This is a genomic window from Methylorubrum sp. Q1, from assembly GCF_004683995.1.
Taxonomy (GTDB): Bacteria; Pseudomonadota; Alphaproteobacteria; order Rhizobiales; family Beijerinckiaceae; genus Methylobacterium.
The window spans coordinates 84206-104003 of record NZ_SRHQ01000013.1; the positions used below are offsets into that span (position 1 = coordinate 84206).

The following is a 19798-nucleotide window of genomic DNA, read 5'->3' on the forward strand; positions in this document are numbered from 1 at the left end:
CACAAAACTCCCGCCGCGCTGTCATCCCCAGAGCGAGAACGGTCAGAGGCCGGGAGTTTTATGAGGCACTAAGTCCTTGAGGGGCCGTGGGTCGCATTGCTCTTTTCCACCCTTTGTCCCCATATGGGAACGAAAAGCGAACGGCCGGCTTGTCGGAGTCGGTCAGGAGGGTTTGGCGCAGATGGCACGCTACCGCTTTCACGCGACGAACGGCTACGCATGCGTGTTCGACGCTCAAGGCAAGGACATCCGGGTCCCCGCACGCCTCGTCCGGCGTGCCGACGCGGTGGCCCAGGCGGTGATGAGCAGCCTCGATGACCAGGAGGATTGGTCGCAGTGGCACGTCAGCGTGCATGACCTCAACGGCCGACGCGTGCTGGTGAAGCCGTTCGTGTCGGGCTGATCGATCGTCAGGTGGGAGCGCGGTCGCGGCGCTGGCCGCTGCCGGTTCTACCAGCACACCCGGGGCAAGCGCCGCTTCCAGCGCTCACCCAGGCGCAGCGTCTCGCTCCCTGCCCTGTCCGAGCGGCGCCGGCTGACGAGAGGGGTTGTCTCCGTCACGGGCTGAGGCGGCTCCGGGACGGGCTGTTCGACGACCTCGATGGCATTCGGGATGGGCACCTTCCGCGGCCTGCCCCGGCGACGCGGGGCGCCCTCTGGCGTGGTGCTGGGCGGCGCGACCCGGCGAACGCGAGGAAGCACCTCGGGCTCGATCGCGGGCTCCGACTCAGGCTCTTGCACCTCCGCGACGAGGAGGCTCGGCAAGATGCGGCGATGCTCGGGGGGCGCCTCGTCAGCCGAAGTCCGGACGCTGGGTGCGGCGGCCTCGAGCGAGGGCCACAGGGCCGCGGCTTCTGCGTGTCCCGCCCGCTTTTGCGCCTCCCGTGGCAGCTTCGAGGGGATGGAGACGAAGCGGGTTTGGCCGTTCGACTTGGCTTCGACGGTGAACGGTCGCCGGCCACGGTTGCGCAACATACCGATCCTGATGCTGAGAGCTTGGGTCTCTGTTCGAAACACCTTGCGCCCGCACATGCCGTGCCACGAAGTGTTTGTCGAGCCCGAGGAACATCAAGCCTTCATGAGGCGGTGCCTCGGCGAGGGACCGGATGGTCTCAACGTTCCGATCGGGCAGGCACCGATCATGCGGAACGGGCGGGTCATTCCGAGCCGCTCATCAAAGATCATCGATATCAACGGTTTGATCTGGCCCGATGGTTCGGACTGGAGCGCTTCACTGTCGCGTGCGGCTTGCCGAGCGGGAGGGCCTTGTGAACGCCCTCCCCTCGATCAAATCTGCCGCTTTACATCCGGTGACGCATCGACCGGTGATGGTGCCGATGCATCATCCGCTTGCGCATCATGTGCCGGTGCATCATGCGCCGCTCGTGGTGGGACATGCGAGCCTGCGTGATGCTGCTATCGGCTTGGATGCCGGCGGGTGCTATCGGCGCTGCCGATGCGGTGCCGGCCGTAAAGCCTCCGAGCAGGATTGCCAGCGCGAGCGTCGTCTTCTTCATCACCATCTCCTTGGGAGCTTAGGGCCGTCCCAGGCAGGGTGGATAGGTGATTATCCTAGGCCAAGGTTCCCACCCGAGAGCATTTTCCTCAAACGGTAGGAGCCAAGGAGCGCCCCCGCCTGGATCATGCTCGCTTGCCCCTAGCAGGCTGCTGCAAAAGTCTCGGGGCGGAGTGAACCATTCTCTGGAAGCCGATTGTCGATGCCGGGCCGTGCGGCAGCCGACGCTTCATCCCGTCAGCACGCCTCACGCTCGGCGCGAAGTTCGACCGAGCTGGAGATGATCGTTCGACCGCGTCGGACTTTTGCAGCAGCCAGCTCAAGCATTGCCCTGGATCAGGTCTCCAGGACGATGCTTCAGCGCTTCTTGCCCAGCTCAGCCGCGATGTCCTTGGTCATGCGGCCCACTTTTCGATGCGCGGCGGTGAGCTGGTCTTGCGTGACGCCCCAGCGCTTCATCCAGAACTCGACCGCTTTGCGCTCGCTGAGGTCGAGGCGGTCCTTGTCGATGAAACCGCGCTTGTCCTTGAGGCCAGCCATGAATGATCCCGTGAGGTCGTCGGAGGTCGTCGGGTTGGATGAGGTGGGACAATCGTCCACGCCACTCGCAACGAATGAAATCAATGACTTAGGGCGCGCGGTTGCCGTTGAGCTGTAGCACCGCGGTGCCGCAGACATCAACACTCATTCGATTGCCAACCTTCGACAGGGTCAGTGAAACCGGTTGCAATACCCCGCCTTCGGCGGAAGGCGTGGAATTCGAACCCTTAGAGCATCATCCCGAAAGGCGGCCTCCGGCATTCGAAAAAAAGATGATGCGAAAACACGAGGCTAGAGCATCGTCCTGGATTTGATTTCCAGCACGATGCTCTAAAAATCCCCTGGCTTGGATCCGCTCGGCCGGGACAGCGAATTGGCAGGGATGCGCCAGCGTTGATCGGCCCACATCGACCACCCAATTTGGATTTCTTCTGCGGGGCGCAGGGCTCCATCCCTCATGGCGGTCACATTTCCGTGAGCTATTCGTCAATCAATGCCGCTTACCGTCCGCCTACTCTCCAAACGGGTGTGGCGTTGAGCAATGGGAATACACGTACCGCCGCTTCTGCCGAACGAGGCCGAGCGCCTCGCGGCGCTGCGCGATCTGCGCATCCTCGACACAGCGCCTGAGGCTCACTTCGATGCCGTGTGCAGAACGGCGGCTGCGCTGTTCTCTGTCCCCATGACGTCGATTGCACTCATCGACAGTGACCGGCAATGGTTCAAGGCCAAGTGCGGAGTCACCGCAGATGGCACGTCGCGCGATGTCGCCTTCTGCGCCTATGCGATTCTCAGTGACGATGCACTCGTCGTGGAAGACGCAACGGCGGACCCGCGCTTTGCGCACAATCCTCTGGTGACAGGCGAGCCCGGCATCCGCTTCTACGCAGGGGCGCCGCTCGTCGTTCGTTCAGGCATCCGCCTCGGCACGTTGTGCATCATTGACACGAAGCCACGCACCTTCTCCGAGGCGCAGAGAACCCAGCTTGAGGACCTTGCTCGCATCGTTGTCGCCCACATCGAGCTTCATCGTGGACGGCTTGTAGCCGAGGCTGCGCTCGAGGAGCGCACACGCTCTCAGGCGCTGATCGCCGCGAGTGAGGAGCGTTATCGAACCGCACATACCAAGCTGGAGCGGACGGCCGATCTCTTGCTGATGGCGCAGGAGGCCGCCGGAGCCGGTGTTTGGGAGTGGAGCCTTGATGAAGGCGTGGTGCGCAACTCACCCGAGAGTGCTCGCATGTACGGGTTTCCCTGCGGGGAAGGAGCGACAGCTTGGGTCGATGTCAGTGTCGCGGAGTTGGCTGCAAGAGTTCATCCTGGTGACCTTGCTCAGATGAGGGCGATCTACGGGGACGCGTTGCATCATACGACCTACAAGCTCGAATACCGGGTCCTTCACCCTGAAGGGGGCAACCGGTACCGCTGGTTGATGGGCTGTTGCCGCATCCTCCGTGACGAGGCGACCGGTCAGCTGCTGCGGATCGTCGGCCTCAACATCGACGTAACTGAGCGTCGAACAACCCAGGATGCACTAGAGCAGAGCGAGGCGCGGCTTGCGCTCGCACTCGACAGCGGCAGTGACGGCTTGTGGGACTGGAGCGTCACTACAGGATACGTCTGGTACTCTGATCGTTGGCACACGATGCTCGGATACGAGCCAGGAGAGATCGAGCCGAACATTCGCTCGTGGGAGCGCCTGGCCCACCCGGATGACATCCGGCACGCTCGGGCGCTTCTCACAGAGCACTTCGAGGAGCGCTCAGCGTCCTATGTGTGCGAGCACCGCGTGCGCACCAAAACTGGCGCTTACGCCTGGGTGCTGTCGCGCGGCCGGGTCGTGGCACGGGACGAGCACGGTGCACCGCTGCGGATCGTTGGCACCTACATCGACATCACAGAGCGCAAAGCATCTGAGCAGCGCATTGCCTACATCGCCCGCCACGATGCGCTCACGGGCTTGCCCAATCGCACCGTATTCCACGAGCATCTGGAGCAAAGGCTGGCCGAGGTGCGCCGCGGTCGAGGTCAGGCAGCTCTGCTGTGTCTCGATCTCGACCGCTTCAAGACCGTCAACGACACGCTCGGCCACCCCGCTGGTGACGAACTGCTGTGCCAGATCGCCCAACGGTTACGTACAACCGTCCGAGAGAGTGATGTCGTGGTGCGGCTCGGGGGCGACGAGTTTGCCATAATTATCTCGCACCTTGACCATGCGCATCAGGCGAGCAAACTGGCGCAGCGCGTGATTGATGCCATAGGCCAGCCGCTTGATCTTGGCGGTGTCCTTGTCACCGTCGGCGTTAGCATCGGCATTGCACTCGCTCCTTCGAGCGGTGACGCGCCGGAGGTCCTGTTCAAGAACGCGGACCTCGCACTCTATCGAGCCAAGGATTTCACGCACGGCACCTTCTGCTTCTACGAAGCTGGCATGGATGCAGCGGTTGAGAGCCGAATGCAGCTTGAGTTGGAGATGCGTGAGGCTGTTCTGTGCGGCGGCTTCGCCTTGCACTACCAGCCCATTCTGCGTCTGATCGACCACAAGACCGTCGGCTTTGAGGCGCTGATGCGCTGGCCTCATCCAACCCGTGGGATGATCGCGCCGGACGCGTTCATCCCGGTGGCCGAGGAAACAGGGTTGATCGTTCCGCTCGGCTCATGGGCTTTGCAGCAGGCGTGTCGCGAAGCGGCGTCCTGGCCTGATGACCTGCGGATCGCCGTCAACGTCTCTGCCATCCAGTTCCAGCAGCCTGGGCTCGAGGAGAGCGTCCTATCGGCTCTTGCTGCCTCAGGCCTCGCGCCAAATCGCCTTATGCTGGAGATCACCGAGAGCATCCTTGTTCAAGACGCTGACGCTGTGACCGCTTGCCTGCATCGGCTGAAAGGCTTCGGAGTCCTCATCGCGTTGGACGATTTTGGTACCGGCTACTCCTCATTGAGCTACCTGCGTCGCTTCCCCTTTGACAAGATCAAGATCGACCGCTCCTTCGTCCGAGAGATCAGCGATCCGGGTGCTGCGGCCATCGTCAGAGCCGTGGTCGGGATCGCGAAGGAACTTGGCGCGACCGTCACAGCGGAAGGCGTCGAGACGAACGCTCAGCTTGAGCAGGTTCACCGCGAAGGCTGTACGGATGTGCAGGGCTATTTTTTCAGCCGACCCCTATCGGCGGCGCAGGCTGTCGAATTCATCGGTAGAAATATAGTGTAAAATTCATAAAACAGGCCGTGTGAAGCCGAATATTCCAGTCTGGCTCGCGTTTGTGCTGCATAGCTGCGCCTGCGGCTTGCAGGCGCGTATTGCCCTGTCCTAGTGCTCCGTCCATCTTGCGATGTGTGGTGATTAGCGCGAGTCTCCTGGCCTGCTGCCGGTTTCACGGACACCCGGTTTAGGTGTGCTGGTGAAGCCGGAGGTGCTCCATGCAGCGTCGCAAGTTCGGACGTGCGTTCAAGATCGAGGCGGTTCGACTGGTTCGGGAACGCGGTGTCAGTGTCGCGCAGGCCGCGCGCGATCTCGATGTTCACGAGACGATGCTGCACCGGTGGGTGAAGCAGGCGGTGGCCGATCCGCAGCACGCCTTTCCCGGTCAGGGTCAGATGAAGCCCGAGCAGATCGAGTTCGATCGCCTGCGCAAGGAGGTCGCCCGTCTGAAGGCGGAGCGTGATATCCTAAAAAAGGCCGCCGCATACTTTGCGAGGGACGCGATATGAAGTTCGCGTTCATCGCAAAGCATCGCGCTGTCTGGCCGGTTGCCTGGATGTGCGCGGCGCTGGGTGTCTCGCGTTCCGGCTTCCACGCTTGGCTCACCCGGCAGCCCAGCCAACGCACACGGGACGACGAAGCCATCCTGAGCAAGGCCCACGCGAGCTTCGTGGCCAGCGACCGCACCTACGGCGCGAGGCGCGTCTGGCGCGACGTGCTGGCCAAGGGCATCGCGTGCGGACTGCACCGCATCGAGCGGATCATGCGCGAGAACGCCTTGCGAGCGCGACCGCGTCGACGGGGGCTGCCGAAGGACGAAGGTGAGCGGGCCGCTGCCTCGCCCAATCTCCTGGAGCGGCGGTTCGCGGCCGACGCTCCGAACCGGAAGTGGATCGCCGACTTCACGTAGATCTGGACCGCTGAGGGCTGGCTCTACGTCGCCGCCGTCATCGATCTGTTCTCGCGCCGTGTCGTGGGCTGGTCGATGCAAACCAGCATGACGGCGCAACTCGTCACGGATGCGCTCGTCATGGCAATCTGGCGCAGAGGCAAACCGGATACTCTGTTGCATCACTCGGATCAGGGATCGCAATACACGAGTGAAGCCTTCCAGCGCCTGATGGCCGAGCACGGCGTGACCTGCTCGATGAGCCGGTCGGGCAACGTCTGGGACAACGCGGCGATGGAGAGCTTCTTCTCGTCGCTGAAGACCGAGCGCACCGCCCGGCGGACCTATCGCACGCGGGATGAAGCTCGGGCCGACGTGTTCGATGACATCGAGCGCTTCTACAACCCGGCGCGGCGGCACTCGACCTTGGGCTACCTCAGCCCTGTCGAGTTCGAAAACCGAGCCCAATTAGCTTAGGACGGTGTCCACCAAACCGGCAGCAGGCCAGATATCAAGGTTGACCACGATGCGAGCGGGCAAGCCGCAGCGCTCGATGCCTTACGGGAGCGCGAGACCAAAGCGATTGCGGACCAGCGCCCGGTGATCGATGTGGATGCGGAGATCGTGGAGATGGTGACGGTGGAGGAGATCACTGCGACGACCGACGACCCGGAGTGATCTGGATCGTACGATGCAGGCGGTATGATGGTCTGATGGTATGGCGGCGGGAATGGTAGGGCGGGAAAGAATGCGGGCGCTCATCTGGGCGGCGGTGGTGATGGGCGTTTCGCTGCCTGTGCAGGCGGATGGGATCAGTTTCGGACCATGGCGTTGTGCCGACAAACCGCATCCCGTTTGCTCGCACAAGAGCTTCAATATCTTGATCTATGGGCGTGTCTTGTGTCCGGCGCAGGCGGGGGCAACGGTACAGCTTGGCGATACCGCCTATGGGTTTCGGACCGCGAGCGGCCTCCTACGGTTTCTCGCGTTCCCGCAACGTCGCCTTGATCTGGTCGCGGACGGCGAGATATTCGCAGTTGACACCAGAAGGCAAGACATCGCCGCGTCAGAATATTTGTGCAGCCGCTCCGATTCGTCGATATTCGGGCAAGTACACGTTTACGAATACGGTAGGTTCTATGTCTGGACGTACAGCAAAGTAAGTCGATTCTGAGCAGGACCGTCATTAGAAATGATGCAAAATTGTATCCGCACTATCTCGAACGCTTGCGAAACGAAAAAGGGGGGTGTGCCCCCCTCGGTCCTGTCCCCTGCCGGGACGCAGCCGTCCAATGCCAGTATTGCCTATCATAAACCTTCGAATACCTGATAGTATATATCCCGTCACATCGATCAAATGAGATTATCTTATCCAATTACCCAATTATTGCAACCCATCACGACTGAGAAATTCGAGTAAAGAGTCGCTGAACACTGGTGGGGTGCCATTGCCCTCCTGTCCGAGTGGTGATGCCGCGTGCGTTCAGGGCCGATGCCGTCTCCCGCACGCTCAGGAGGCCCTGGGAGCGGAGTTCTTCGATGGTGGCTGGGGGGCGGGAATAGGCGTTCGCCGCTGTGCGGGCTTCCTGGGCGAACTGAGCTATGTTCGGCGTGCCAAGCTTGACGCCACGGGCCTTTGCCGCCGCGAGTGCCGCCTTCGTACGGGCGGAGATCATCTCGGCTTCATGCTCCGCGAATGCCGCCATGATGTGGATCGTCAGCTTGTTCGCCGCGGGGAGATCGCAGGCGACGAACTCCACCTTCGACTTCATCAGCCCTGAAACGAAATGCACGTCGCGGGCGAGCCGATCGAGCTTAGCGATAACCAGCACCGCCTTTAACCGCTTCGCGTGCGCCATGGCTTGGGCGAGTTCCGGCCGATGATCCTTCCGCCCGCTCACCACCTCGACGTACTCCGCCAGGATTTCCCCCTGTCGGACGTGCGCTGCCACCGCCGCTCGCTGGGCTTCCAAGCCAAGACCCAACTGCCCCTGCTTCTGGGTGCTGACGCGCAGATAGGACACGAATCTCATGGGTCGTACACGGCTTGAGGTGGATGAATGTGTGTACAGCGCCTGCAAAACAGTGCAAGCGAAGATTTCCACAAACATCCGGAAGACTACGCTTGACGTTCTCCGCGAGATGCTGTCTTATCGAGGCATCGGGAGCGGATTCGTTTCTAGAGGCCGAAAATAAACCCGGTCACAACCCCCCGATCATCCCGCCGAATCTTGATCTGAGTGGGCCGGAGCCGGCGGCGCGGCCAGCATTGGGCGCGGGGCGAGCGCGGCCGGGAAATGTATGTTAGTAGACAGCTATATTGTTACAGCGTGCAAACCCGGTGAAGTTAAGGCTGGGTTTATTCTTCGCTGAGACCGAGGGAGGGGCGCGGGCGCAACTTGTATCTATCGTGCGCCATGCCCGTTACATTTTACGCAATATCCTGCACCAAGGCTGCTCGAATGGGATCGGCGAAAACTCCGGCCCACGCCGCCCAAGGTTGCATGGGAACCACAATGCCCGCCTATTGGTTGGGCTTTCGCGTTCACTCTGGGTCCGCAAATGGAAGGACATATTCGAACCGAAGGGACGGGCTGCTAGAGGCTATAGAAGATGAATGCACTAACAAGTACCATCTATGGGATGATACAACGTCATTCATCATATTTGAGACATCAAGCACGAATTGCGCTGCCATCGCTCGACGTTTGTCGGTTAGGCTGAGCCGCGAAGTCGATGTGATACTCATCCGCGCAATGGATTTCAAAAACGCTGCTGTGTTCGGCGTCAATCACGCCAAAGAGCTTCGTAAGTTCATGGTAGATGGAGATAAGTCTTATCTCATAGATGTTACTCCGCCGAATTAGTCGATAATTATTTGCGAGTGTCGGTTCGGAGGCTGAGCAACTTGGATTAGTGGCTCAGCTTCTCAGACCCATCGAATCCTGAAAGCGAACGCCGCATCATCGTCTCCCGCGACGATCTTCCAGCATCGAGTTCCGCGACGATAGACGCGGCCGACAAAAACAGGCTGCGCCCGGCAATTGTTGGCCGAACACCATGCGAGCACGTTCGCCGCATCTTCCGCCCCATCGAGCGTCACCATCACGTCGGACGCTGCCCGGCTCAGAGTGGCCGGAGCATTTGCGGGAATAACCATATAGGCGATCGGATCGTGCGATCCGCAACCGCGGGATGTAGAAGCGTCGGAGTGATCGTGTTGCATCGAGAGGGTGGGTTCAGAATGCGGCGTCGGGGACCGAACTGGCTTCTCGCTTTGAGTGCAGCGGCCGGAAGCATCGTCGGGCTTGCGCTCTGGGTTTTCATCCACTCTCTCGGATGGGATTTCGTCTCGATGCCGGTCGCGCAGGGTGCAGGCGCGGCCATCGGCGTGGTTGCGGGCGGGGTCTACCAGAACCGTAAAGCCATCCGAGGCACTTCCAATTGATTTCGTCATCTCAGTATTTGCGCGCACGAAAAATCCCCAGAACCTTGCGGCTCCGAGGCTTTTCCGACTGAAGAAAATATTACTTCGAAGTGCGATCCCTTTGTAGTTATTCCCATCGAGGATCGCAATATTATTTAGCGAATCGTCTCGCCCACGCTCCTCATGAGCGTTTCCGACGATGGCGCACTTCATCCAACCTCTTGAGCGTCCCCAAACCGCACTCTATGGTAAGCGTCGTTCTCAGGCCACGGCTTTGAGGGGCTGCGGAGCGTAGGCCCAGGGCAGCAGGTCGTCGATATTGCTCTGCGGGTGTCCGGCGACGATGCGGGTGATGACGTCGGCGAGGTAGGCCTGCGGCTCGACCCCGTTCAGCTTGCAGGTCTCGACCAGCGAGGCGACGATCGCCCAGTGCGTGGCCCCACCGTCCGAGCCGGCAAACAGCGCGTTCTTCCGCGTCAAAGCCAGCGGCCGGATCGCCCGCTCGACCACGTTGTTGTCGATGTCGATGCGACTGTCGTCGAGGAAGTGGGACAGGCCGGCCCAGCGACCGAGCGCGTAGCGGATCGCCTCGGCGAGCTTGCTCTTCTGGCTGATCCGTCCGAGCTTGGCGGTAAGCCACGGCTCCAGCGCCACCACGACCGGCCGGCTGCGGTCCTGACGCACGGCCCGCCGCTCGTCGGGCGGGCGGGCGCGGATCTCTCCCTCGACCCGGTAGAGTTCGGCGATGCGGGCGAGCGCCTCGGTCGCGATCGGCGCCGGGCCGGCCTTGGCCAGTTCGTAGAACCGGCGGCGCACGTGCGCCCAGCAGAAGGCCAAGCTTACGGCGTTGCGCGCAGCCAGGACCTTGTAGCCCGCGTAGCCGTCGACCTGCAGCATGCCCTTGAAGCCGGCGAGGTGACGGATCGGATGTTCGGCGTTGCGGTCGGGCGCGCAGAGGTAGGCCACGCCGGGCGGGTCGAGGCCGCCCCAGGGCCGGTCGTCGCGGGCGTAGGCGAACAGCTGCCCGGTCTTGGTCTGCTCGCGGCCCGGATCGAGCACCGGTGCCGTGGTCTCGTCGGCAAACAGCCGGTCCGACGCCTTCAGCCGCTCGAACAGCCGCTCGAACAGCCGCGCGTGGACCGGCCGCAGCAGGAAGGCCGCCTTGCCCACCCAATCGGCCAGCGTCGAACGGTCGAGGTTCACGCCCTGGCGGCCGTCGATCTGCGCCTGTCGGTAAAGCGGCAGGTGGTCGGCGTACTTGGACACCAGCACGTGCGCCACGCTCGCCTCGGTCGGGATTCCGCCCTCGACGAGGCGGGCGGTGCGGGGGCCTGCACGATCACGTCCTCGCACGCCTGGCAGGCATATTTCGGTCGCCGGGTGACGAGGACGCGGAACTGGGCCGGCACGATGTCGAGGCGCTCGGCGACGTCCTCGCCGATGACGTGGAGGTCGCCGCGGCAACACGGGCAGGTGCGCTCGTCGAGGTCGATCACCCGCTCGACGCGCGGCAGGTGGGCCGGCAGGGTGCCGCGGTTGGCGCGACGCCGGCGGGTGCGGGCCGCGCGGGCCGATGCATCGGCGGCGTCGGTCTCGGCGAGGTCCTCCGCCTCGATCTGCTCGGCTTCCTCCAGGCCCAGGAGCAGTTGATCGACGGGCAGGCTCTCGGCGCGCCGGCCGAAGCGGTGACGCTGCAACTCCCTGATGATCTGGTGAAGCCGATCGATCTCGGCCTCGCGCGCCGCCACCATCGCCTTCAGGGCGGCGGGATCGTCGGGCAGGCGCGCGCTCGGTTCGCTCACGGAGCCGACTTGAGCATGGATCACAAGGCTTTGCTAGCGTGATCGGCCTCCCGGATCAGCCCACGGCGACCGGAACGCGCGTTGGCCGGGCCGCGTGCACGCGCCGCCAGTCGAGCCCTTCCAGAAGGGCCTGCCGTTGCGCCGCCGTCAGCCGCACCACCCCGTCGGTGACGGCCGGCCAGCAGAACGTCCCGTCCTCCAGCCGCTTCGACAGCAGGCATACGCCAGTGCCGTCGAAGTAGACGAGCTTCACCCGGTCGGCGCGCCGCGCCCGGAAGACGTAGACCGTCCCGCTGAACGGGTCGGCGCCCAGGCTCTCGCGCACCGGCGCCGCCAAGCCATCCGCGCCCTTGCGGAAGTCCACCGGCTTCGTGGCCACCATGACACGGACCGCGCCCGCTGGCCCGATCACGCGCCGCCCTTCAGCGCGCCGATCACCGCCGCGATGGTGGCGGGCGAAGCGCCGTCGCCGATCCGCACCGTGACACCACCCGCCTCCACCTCGATCCCCGCCGCACGGCGGCGCGGTGAGGATCGTCTGGTGCGCCGGCGTGGCGGCTCCGCCCGGGCAGGATCCACCACCACGGGCTCGGGTACGGTCACCGCCGGCACGAAGGCCGGCAGCGCGGCGGCTGCCTGGCGGGCCTCGCGCCTCCACGTAAACAGCTGCTGCGGGCTCAGCCCGTGGCGGCGCGCCACCACCGACACCACTGCCCCCGGTACGAGCGTCTCCTCCAGGATCCGCGCTCGGTCGTTGGCGCTCCACCGCCTGCGGCCGGCCGCGCCGTCGATCACCTCAAAGCGCCGCACGGTCCTCTCCGGCTCAAGTCTAAGGTCAAGTCCAGACACAAAACGATCCTCTCAAGCAGATCGTCAAATTGCCCAGTCAGATCGTCCCGCAGAAGATGGGGGCGGAACACCGCTTACCATCCAGCACGAAGGCGGCGTGAGCCGTCCGAGAGACCCGCCAGCCCACGATCCTGCGGGCGAAGGCGTCGATCACGAACGCCACGTAGACGAAGCCGCTCCAAGTGGCGACGTAGGTGAAGTCGCGGACCCACAAGACGTTTGGGCGCGGCGCCTTGAACTGGCGGTTCACCCGGTCGAGCGGACAGGGGGCCGCCGGATCGGGGATGGTCGTGCGGATCTTCCTGCCCCGCACGATGCCCTGCAGCCCCATGGCCCGCATCAGCCGGGCGAGCGTGCAACGGGCCACCACGATCCCTTCCCGGCCGAGCTGACGCCAGACCTTCCGAACGCCATAGACGTGGAAGTTTTCCTCGAACACGCGACGGATCTCGACCATCAGCGCCGCGTCCGAGCAGGCCCGGGCAGGCAGCTTGCTGGGATCGGCCCGCCGCGCAGCATGGGCATGATAGGTCGACGGGGCAATCGGCAGCACGCGGCAGATCGGCCTCATCCTGAGGCTCTCGAAGGACGACCCCGTAGGTCTCACGGTGATCGTCGATGAAGGCGATCATGTCCGCGACCGGCGGTCGAGCTCCGCCAGCGCAAAATACGCCGAGGCCTTCCTCAGGATCTCGTTGGCCTGCCGGAGTTCACGGTTCTCGCGCTCCAGGGCCTTGATCCGTAAGCGCTCGTCCGTCGTCGGCCCGGCCCGCCGGCCCTGGTCCCGCTCGACCTGGCGTACCCAGTTCCGCAGCGTCTCGCCCGAGCAGCCGATTTTGGACGCGATCGACTGGATCGCCCCGTATTGCGAGCCGTGCTCGCCCTGGTGATCGAACACCATCCGCACCGCGCGCTCGCGGACTTCAGGCGAAAAGGGTGTGCTTCGCTTCGTCATGGCTCCATCCTCTCAAGAGTTGGAGCCTCCGGGAAACCCGGTGTGGTTCACCGCTCAGATCCTGCTCGCCCAGGCAAGGCTTACAGCCCGGGCTTCCATTTGCGGTGGGAAGGACACCGGCCGTGCCGAGGCTGGCGAAGCTGATCTTGCCGTGCGTCCAGCCCGACTGGGACACGAAGTTACAGGCAAGGAAACCCCTCAGCTGGCCGATCCCATTGCCGCCGCCAAAGGCTGAACCCTCGGTTTGACGAGTTCCTGCGCGGCCTCGGTGGAGCGAATTACCGACAGACTTCCCTCTCCTGCCGACAAACTTCCCGTGTGCTCACACTCAGTTCTTCACGATCACTTTCGTGCCGACCTTCACCCGGTCGTAGAGATCGACCACGTCCTTGTTGGTCATGCGGATGCAGCCTGATGACACCGCCGCGCCCATCGTCTCGGGCTCGTTCGAGCCGTGGATGCGGTAGAGCGAGGAGCCGAGATACATCGCCCGAGCGCCGAGCGGGTTGTCCTGGCCGCCGGCCATGTAGCGCGGCAGGTCCGGGCGGCGGGCGAGCATCTGGGCCGGCGGGCGCCACGCCGGCCATTCCTTCTTGCCCGTGACCGTCTTGGTGCCCGACCACGAGAAGCCCTGGCGCCCGACGCCGACGCCGTAGCGGATCGCCTCCCCGCCGCCGAGCACGTAGTAGAGCCGGCGCTGGCTCGTGGAGATCACGATCGTGCCGGGCTTCTCCTTGCCGGCATAGGCCACCGTGTCACGCGGGATGGCCTGCGTCTTGAACACGTTGATGAAGTCGGCCAGCGGCCCGCTGTCGAGCGGGTTGGCGCGGGCCGGTACGAGGGCGGCCGCCGCGAGGGCGCCACCGAGGGCAAGCGTTGCGGCGAGGCGCGGCAGCGCGGAACGGTTCGGCCAGGATCGGGTCGGCAAGACGGATATCCTCCGCGAAGGGGCCGCGCCGCGCGGGTGGCGGCAGCAGGTGGGTCGAGCGCTTTAGGGCTGGCCGTCACGGCAGGAGGAAGGCAAGGGTGTGGGTTCTCGGCAACGCCTGCGCCGAAACGTCGGGGGCGTCCGGAGCGCCGTGCGGCCCGGCACATCGGTTCAATGCCGACCATGCTCCGCTGGATGAAAATCCCGGAGGCTGTTCCGGAGGACCGGCCAGAATGCCGCAGTCGATTGCGTGGGAGCGTTTCATCCACCACAATCATGTCATCGTGATCATCATGACTCGCCTTGCCTCGACGGGCCTTGCCGCGGTGGCCCCTGCCTGCCGACCGGCCCGCATCGTTCTGTCCACGCTGGTCGGGCTGCTGAGCCTGCTCGTCGTCATCGGACTGCCGACCGAAGGCTCCGCCCTCGGTGGGATCCCGCAGGCCCGCGGTGCGGTGACGTTCGAGCAACGCCCCGACACGGATCCGCTCGCCAGCGTGCGGGTCGGCCACGCCGTACTCGATCTCGACGAGGTCGCGAACTTCGGGCGCGTGAGCGCGATCATGCCGGGCCTCGACCGCGCGCGGACATCGTCCCTTCCCCGCCCCATCTCGGATCGAAACACAGCCGCCGCCGAGCGCGGTCAGCCCGAGCGCCCGCCTCGGGTCTGACAGATGCGTCGTCCCGGTCGTATGGGCGTTGCCAGGAGTTTGAGCGATGGCGCGGCGCCGATCCGCGCCGTCGTCGGATTGCCAAACTTCGCGCCCAGGATGCATCCCGACTACGTTTGGCTGTCCCGCACAGTCGATCCCCGATGCCTCTGGCATCCTCGTCCAGGGCCTTCGATCCCCGATCGTCGCGGCGGCCCGGTGATTGCAACGGCGCGCGAGACCGATCCGGTCTCCCCCGTCATCCGTGACGCGCGGTGACGCTCTCCATCCCGGAGACCGCCGGCCGCGTCACGGCATCGGCTCGAAGGCCATCACCGGCCTTCGGACAGACGTCGATGCGAAGACAAATGCCGAGAGCATCGTAGGAGTAACCCAATCGTGACGCCGTCTCCCCAGTCGCCCGGCAGCAATCCCGGCCCTGCCAAGGCCGGAAGCCGCCGCTCCCGCTGGTCCCTGCCGGCCTCTCTTCTCGTCGGTGCCGTCCTCGTCGCCGTCTCGGCCTGCAACGAGCAGAAGGCGGCGGCACCTGTGCCGCTGCCGCCGCCCGAGGTCAGCGTCGTGACCGTGCGTCCGCAACCGATCCCCTATGTCCGCGACCTGCCCGGCCGCGTCGCGCCGATGCGCATCGCCGAGGTGCGCTCGCGGGTCTCGGGTCTGGTGATCCGGCGCCTGTTCGAGCAGGGCAGCCATGTCAACGAGGGCGACGTCCTCTACAAGATCGACCCGGCCCCCTATCAGGTCGACCTCGCCAGCGCCGAGGCGACTTTGGCCAACCGCGAGGCCGCCCTTGTGCTGGCCAACCAGCAGGCCGACCGCCTGGAGACCCTGCTCGCCCGCAACACCGCGAGCCAGGCGCAGTACGACACGGCGTTTGCCGCCAAGAAACAGGCCGAGGCCGAAGTCGCCGGCGCCAAGGCGGCCCGCGACCGGGCGCGGCTCAACCTGTCCTGGACCGAGGTGCGCGCGCCGATCTCCGGTCGCATCGGCCGGGCGCTGCTCACCGAGGGCACGCTGATCGAGTCCGGCATCACCGGCGTGCTCGCCACGATCCAGCAACTCGACCCGATCTACGTCGACATCACCCAGTCGGTGGGCGAGCTGAACAAGCTGCGCCGCGACATCGCCTCGGGCGAACTCGCCAAGCTCGCCGCCGACACCGCCAACGTTCACCTCATCATGGACGACGGCACGCTCTACGGCTCGGCCGGGCGCCTGCTGTTCTCCGACGTCACCGCCGACCCGAGCACGGGCCAGGTGACGCTGAGGGTGCAGTTCCCCAACCCGCACAACGAGCTGTTTCCCGGAATGTATGTCCGCGCCCGGATCAAGCAGGGCATCGACTCGGACGCCATCGCCGTGCCGCAGCAGGCGATCCAGCGCACCAGTGACGGCAAGCCCGAGGTCTGGGTGGTCAAGCCCGATGGCAAGGTCATGCTTCAGCCGGTCGAGGTCGGCCCCGTGGTCGGCGGCAACTGGCTGATCCGCGAGGGCCTGGAGGGCGGCGAGAAGGTCGTCGTCGAAGGCTTCCAGAAGATCTCCCCGGGCATCCAGGTGAAGACCGTCCCGTGGAAGACGGAGACCTCTGCCGACGAGGGCAAGCCGATCGACACCGACAGTCACGACACCGACGGCAAGGAGACGAACGAGAAGAGTTCGTCCGCGGCCGATCCGGCCGCCCAACCCGTCGCCCAGTTCGCCGACTGATTTTTCCCAGCATCGCGCGGCTGGCGGACGTCCCGCCGGCCCGATGACAAAGGACATCAACGCGCCTCATGGCTCGCTTCTTCATCGACCGGCCGGTCTTCGCCTGGGTCGTCGCCCTGTTCATTTTGCTGGGCGGCGCGCTCTCGATCCCGCAACTGCCGATCGCCCAGTACCCGATCATCGCGCCCCCCGCGATCGCGCTCTCGACCTCCTATCCCGGCGCCTCGGTGGAGAACCTCTACACCGGCACGACGCGCCTCATCGAGGACGAGCTCAACGGCGCGGCCAACATCCTGAGCTTCGAATCGGCCTCCGACTCCTTCGGCGTGGTCGAGATCACCGCGAGCTTCCAGCCCGGCACCGATCCCGGCTACGCCGGCGTCGAGGTGCAGAACCGCTTGAAGCGCGTCGAGGCACGCCTGCCGGCCGAAGTGCGCCAGCAGGGCATCCTCGTGGAGGAAGCGTCGGCCGCGACGCTGAACATCATCACGCTCGTTTCCACCGACGGGAAAACCGACGAGGTGGGGCTGGGCGACTTCCTGATCCGCAACGTCATCAACGAGATCCGCCGCATCCCCGGCGTGGGCCGCGCCACCCTCTACTCGACCGAGCGGGCGCTGCGGATCTGGATCGACCCGGACAAGCTGCGCGGCCTCTCCCTCAACGCCGCCGACGTGACCAAGGCGATCGGCCGGCAGAACGTGCAGATCGCTTCGGGTGCCGTCGGCGCGCAGCCGTCGCCCGAGCGCCACGCCGTCAACTTCCCCATCATCGTCAAGGGGCAGATGACCGAGCCGGAGGCGTTCGGCGCCATCGTGCTGCGGGCCAATCCTGACGGCTCCAACGTGCGCCTGCGCGACGTCGCCCGGATCGAACTCGGCGGCGACGACTACAAGTTCACCACCCGCCTCAACGGCGGCCCGGCGGCGGGCATCTCTGTGACGCTGGCGCCCGACGGCAACGCCATCGAGACGGCCAAGGCGATCCGCGCCAAGATGGTGGAGCTGTCGCAGTTCTTCCCCGACACGGTGAAGTGGGACATCCCCTACGACATCACGCCCGCGGTCGATGCCTCGATCCAGAAGGTGCTGCACACGCTGGTCGAGGCGGTGGTGCTCGTCTTCATCGTGATGTTCCTGTTCCTCCAGAACATCCGCTACACCCTCATTCCGACCATCGTCGTGCCGATCGCCCTGTTCGGCACCTGCACCGTCATGCTGCTCGCGGGCTTCTCCGTGAACGTGCTGACCATGTTCGGCATGGTGCTGGCCATCGGCATCCTCGTCGACGACGCCATCGTCGTGGTCGAGAACGTCGAGCGCATCATGAACGAGGAGGGCCTGCCCCCGAAGGAGGCGACCCGGAAGGCGATGAGCCAGATCACGGGGGCGATCATCGGCATCACCCTGGTGCTGGTGGCCGTGTTCATCCCGATGGCGTTCTTCCCCGGCTCGGTCGGCATCATCTACCGGCAGTTCTCGATCGCGATGGTAACCTCCATCGCCTTCTCGGCCCTGCTCGCCCTCTCGCTGACCCCGGCGCTCTGCGCCACGATGCTGAAGCCGATCGAGAAGGGGCACGGCCACGCCAAGGGCGGCGTGTTCGGCTGGTTCAACCGGTTCGTCGACCGGGAGACCGCCCGCTACGGCCGCGGCGTGGCGTGGTTCATCCGCAAGTCCGGCCGGGTGATGCTGATCTACCTCGTGCTGGTGGCGGGTGTGGCCTACGCCTTCATGCGCCTGCCCGAGGGCTTCCTGCCGCTCGAGGATCAGGGCTTCTTCACCGTCGATATCCAGACCCCGCCGGGCTCCTCCTTCAACCGCACGGAAGCGGCGGTGAAGAAGGTCGAGGATTATCTCCTGGCCCAGCCGGGCGTGGCGACGGTCACCGTCATCAACGGCTTCTCCTTCTCCGGTCAGGGCCAGATGACGAGCCAGGCCTTCGTGACGCTCAAGCCCTGGGGCGAGCGCGACGCGGAGAACTCCGCCGCCAAGCTGGTCGAGGGGACCAACAAGGCGCTCGGGGGCTACAAGGATGCCGTGATCCAGGCGCTGGAGCCGCCGCCGATCGACAACCTCGGCAACGCCTCGGGCTTCTCGTTCCGCCTGCAGGACCGGGCGCAGAAGGGCTACTCGGCGCTGATGGCGGCCCAGGAGCAACTGCTCTCGCTCGCCCGCAAGAGCCCCGTGCTCACGAAAGTCTATGTCGAGGGCCTGCCGCCCGCGCCCGAGGCCGAACTCATCATCGACCGCGAGAAGGCGGCCGCACTCGGCGTCGATTTCGAGGACATCAACAACACGATCCAGGTCAATCTCGGCTCGGTCTACGTCAACGACTTCCCCAACCGCGGCAAGATGCAGCGCGTGATCGTGCAGTCCGAAGATCTTCAGCGCCTGCACGCGTCGGACCTGCTGAACTACTCGGTCAAGAACGCGCAGGGGACGATGGTGCCGATGTCCTCCTTCGCCGACCTGAAATGGGGCGTCGGCCCGGCCCAGATCATCGGCTTCAACGGCTACCAGTCGGTGCGCATCACCGGCGATCCGGCTCCCGGCTACACGTCCGGCGACACCATCAAGGAGATGGAGCGGCTGATGACCTTCCTGCCGAAGGGCTTCGGCTATGCCTGGACCGGCCAGTCGCTCCAGGAGAAGGAGGCCGGCAGCCAAGCCTCGTTGCTGCTGGCGCTGTCGGTGCTCATCGTGTTCCTGTGTCTGGCCGCGCTCTACGAGAGCTGGTCGATCCCGATCTCGGTGCTGCTCGTGATCCCGCTCGGCGTCATCGGCTCGGTGGCGGCGGTGTATCTGCGCGGCATGCCCAACGACGTCTACTTCAAGATCGGGCTCATCACGATCATCGGCCTATCGGCCAAGAACGCGATCCTGATCGTGGAGTTCGCGCGTGATCTGTGGAAGCCCGGCACCAACATCGTCCAGGCGACGATCCAGGCGGCGACGCTGCGCTTCCGCCCGATCGTGATGACCTCGCTCGCCTTCATCTTCGGCGTGGTGCCGCTGGCCATCGCCACCGGCGCCTCGTCGAAGAGCCAGCAGGCGATCGGCACCGGCGTGATGGGCGGCATGATCTCGGCCACCGTGCTCGCGGTGTTCTTCGTGCCGGTGTTCTTCGTGGTGGTGATGCGCCTGTTCAAGCGCAAGGAGGTCGCCGCCGGCGAGAACGCGGAGGCCGCGCCTGCTCCGGCTCATCATGGGCACTCGGTGCCGGCGGAGTAGCGGATGGGAGGGGCGGCGCGCGTGCTTCGAGGCACGCGCGCCGCGTGCACCTCAGCATGAGGAGCGTGGTGGATACCATCTCCGT

Annotated in this window: 13 protein-coding genes, 3 pseudogenes and 1 other annotated feature; of the genes and pseudogenes, 7 read left to right on the top strand and 9 right to left on the bottom strand. The window is 64.8% G+C overall.

The features are described from left to right. Positions 1–181 precede the first annotated feature (181 nt). Positions 182–403, top strand: a complete 222-nt coding sequence (locus tag E4V01_RS13990) for a hypothetical protein (protein WP_060771027.1) — start codon at positions 182–184, stop codon at positions 401–403. A gap of 898 nt (positions 404–1301) precedes the next feature. Here the strand turns inward: E4V01_RS13990 and E4V01_RS14000 are convergent. Together E4V01_RS14000 and E4V01_RS14005 are read right to left on the bottom strand one after the other, a co-directional pair. Continuing rightward, entirely contained in the window at positions 1302–1517 is a 216-nt protein-coding gene (locus E4V01_RS14000; protein WP_060771026.1) for a hypothetical protein, read from the bottom strand. 356 nt (positions 1518–1873) lie between these two features. Continuing rightward, positions 1874–2056 carry a DUF3606 domain-containing protein gene (locus E4V01_RS14005; RefSeq protein WP_003600567.1) on the bottom strand — a complete coding sequence of 61 codons (183 nt, stop codon included), beginning with the start codon at positions 2054–2056 and terminating at the stop codon, positions 1874–1876. A gap of 541 nt (positions 2057–2597) precedes the next feature. On the opposite strand from E4V01_RS14005, the gene E4V01_RS14010 reads away from it, so the two are divergent. The 3 genes and pseudogenes from E4V01_RS14010 (at position 2598) to E4V01_RS14020 (ending at position 7318) form a co-directional block, all read left to right on the top strand. Continuing rightward, on the top strand, positions 2598–5264 hold the full coding sequence (locus E4V01_RS14010) for an EAL domain-containing protein (RefSeq protein ID WP_245517563.1): 2667 nt from the start codon (positions 2598–2600) through the stop codon (positions 5262–5264). Between the two features lie 209 nt (positions 5265–5473). Further along, positions 5474–6621: pseudogene (locus tag E4V01_RS14015) on the top strand (IS3 family transposase). A gap of 271 nt (positions 6622–6892) precedes the next feature. Then, on the top strand, positions 6893–7318 hold the full coding sequence (locus E4V01_RS14020; protein WP_135298758.1) for a hypothetical protein: 426 nt from the start codon (positions 6893–6895) through the stop codon (positions 7316–7318). Between the two features lie 223 nt (positions 7319–7541). Here E4V01_RS14020 and E4V01_RS14025 read toward each other — a convergent pair whose 3' ends face one another. The 7 genes and pseudogenes from E4V01_RS14025 to E4V01_RS14060 all read right to left on the bottom strand — a co-directional run bounded on the left by E4V01_RS14025 (position 7542) and on the right by E4V01_RS14060 (position 14105). Continuing rightward, a complete protein-coding gene (locus tag E4V01_RS14025) occupies positions 7542–8177 on the bottom strand; it encodes a recombinase family protein (protein ID WP_135298759.1) in 636 nt (211 codons plus the stop codon). An 896-nt stretch (positions 8178–9073) separates the two neighbouring features. Beyond that, on the bottom strand, positions 9074–9784 hold the full coding sequence (locus E4V01_RS14030) for a hypothetical protein (protein ID WP_135298760.1): 711 nt from the start codon (positions 9782–9784) through the stop codon (positions 9074–9076). 48 nt (positions 9785–9832) lie between these two features. Next, positions 9833–11322: pseudogene (locus E4V01_RS14035) on the bottom strand (IS66 family transposase). A 106-nt stretch (positions 11323–11428) separates the two neighbouring features. Then, entirely contained in the window at positions 11429–11755 is a 327-nt protein-coding gene (tnpB, locus tag E4V01_RS14040) for an IS66 family insertion sequence element accessory protein TnpB (protein ID WP_371688523.1), read from the bottom strand. A gap of 26 nt (positions 11756–11781) precedes the next feature. After that, positions 11782–12183, bottom strand: a complete 402-nt coding sequence (locus tag E4V01_RS14045) for a transposase (RefSeq protein ID WP_135298762.1) — start codon at positions 12181–12183, stop codon at positions 11782–11784. A gap of 118 nt (positions 12184–12301) precedes the next feature. Then, positions 12302–13177: pseudogene (locus E4V01_RS14050) on the bottom strand (IS3 family transposase); the annotation flags it as partial. Continuing rightward, positions 12758–12896 (bottom strand) — a sequence feature (AL1L pseudoknot). (Overlaps the previous pseudogene by 139 nt.) Positions 13178–13505: 328 nt before the next feature. Continuing rightward, positions 13506–14105, bottom strand: a complete 600-nt coding sequence (locus E4V01_RS14060; RefSeq protein WP_135298763.1) for a L,D-transpeptidase — start codon at positions 14103–14105, stop codon at positions 13506–13508. Between the two features lie 98 nt (positions 14106–14203). Here E4V01_RS14060 and E4V01_RS14065 point away from each other — a divergent pair, with 98 nt between their 5' ends. From E4V01_RS14065 to E4V01_RS14075, 3 genes are all read left to right on the top strand, one after another. Next, positions 14204–14776, top strand: coding sequence for a hypothetical protein (locus E4V01_RS14065; RefSeq protein ID WP_245517564.1), 573 nt, complete (start codon positions 14204–14206; stop codon positions 14774–14776). Positions 14777–15154: 378 nt separating this feature from the next. Continuing rightward, complete coding sequence (locus E4V01_RS14070) at positions 15155–16480, top strand: efflux RND transporter periplasmic adaptor subunit (RefSeq protein WP_135298764.1); 1326 nt, start codon at positions 15155–15157, stop codon at positions 16478–16480. Positions 16481–16548: 68 nt separating this feature from the next. Beyond that, complete coding sequence (locus E4V01_RS14075) at positions 16549–19713, top strand: multidrug efflux RND transporter permease subunit (protein ID WP_060770689.1); 3165 nt, start codon at positions 16549–16551, stop codon at positions 19711–19713. Positions 19714–19798: the final 85 nt, after the last annotated feature.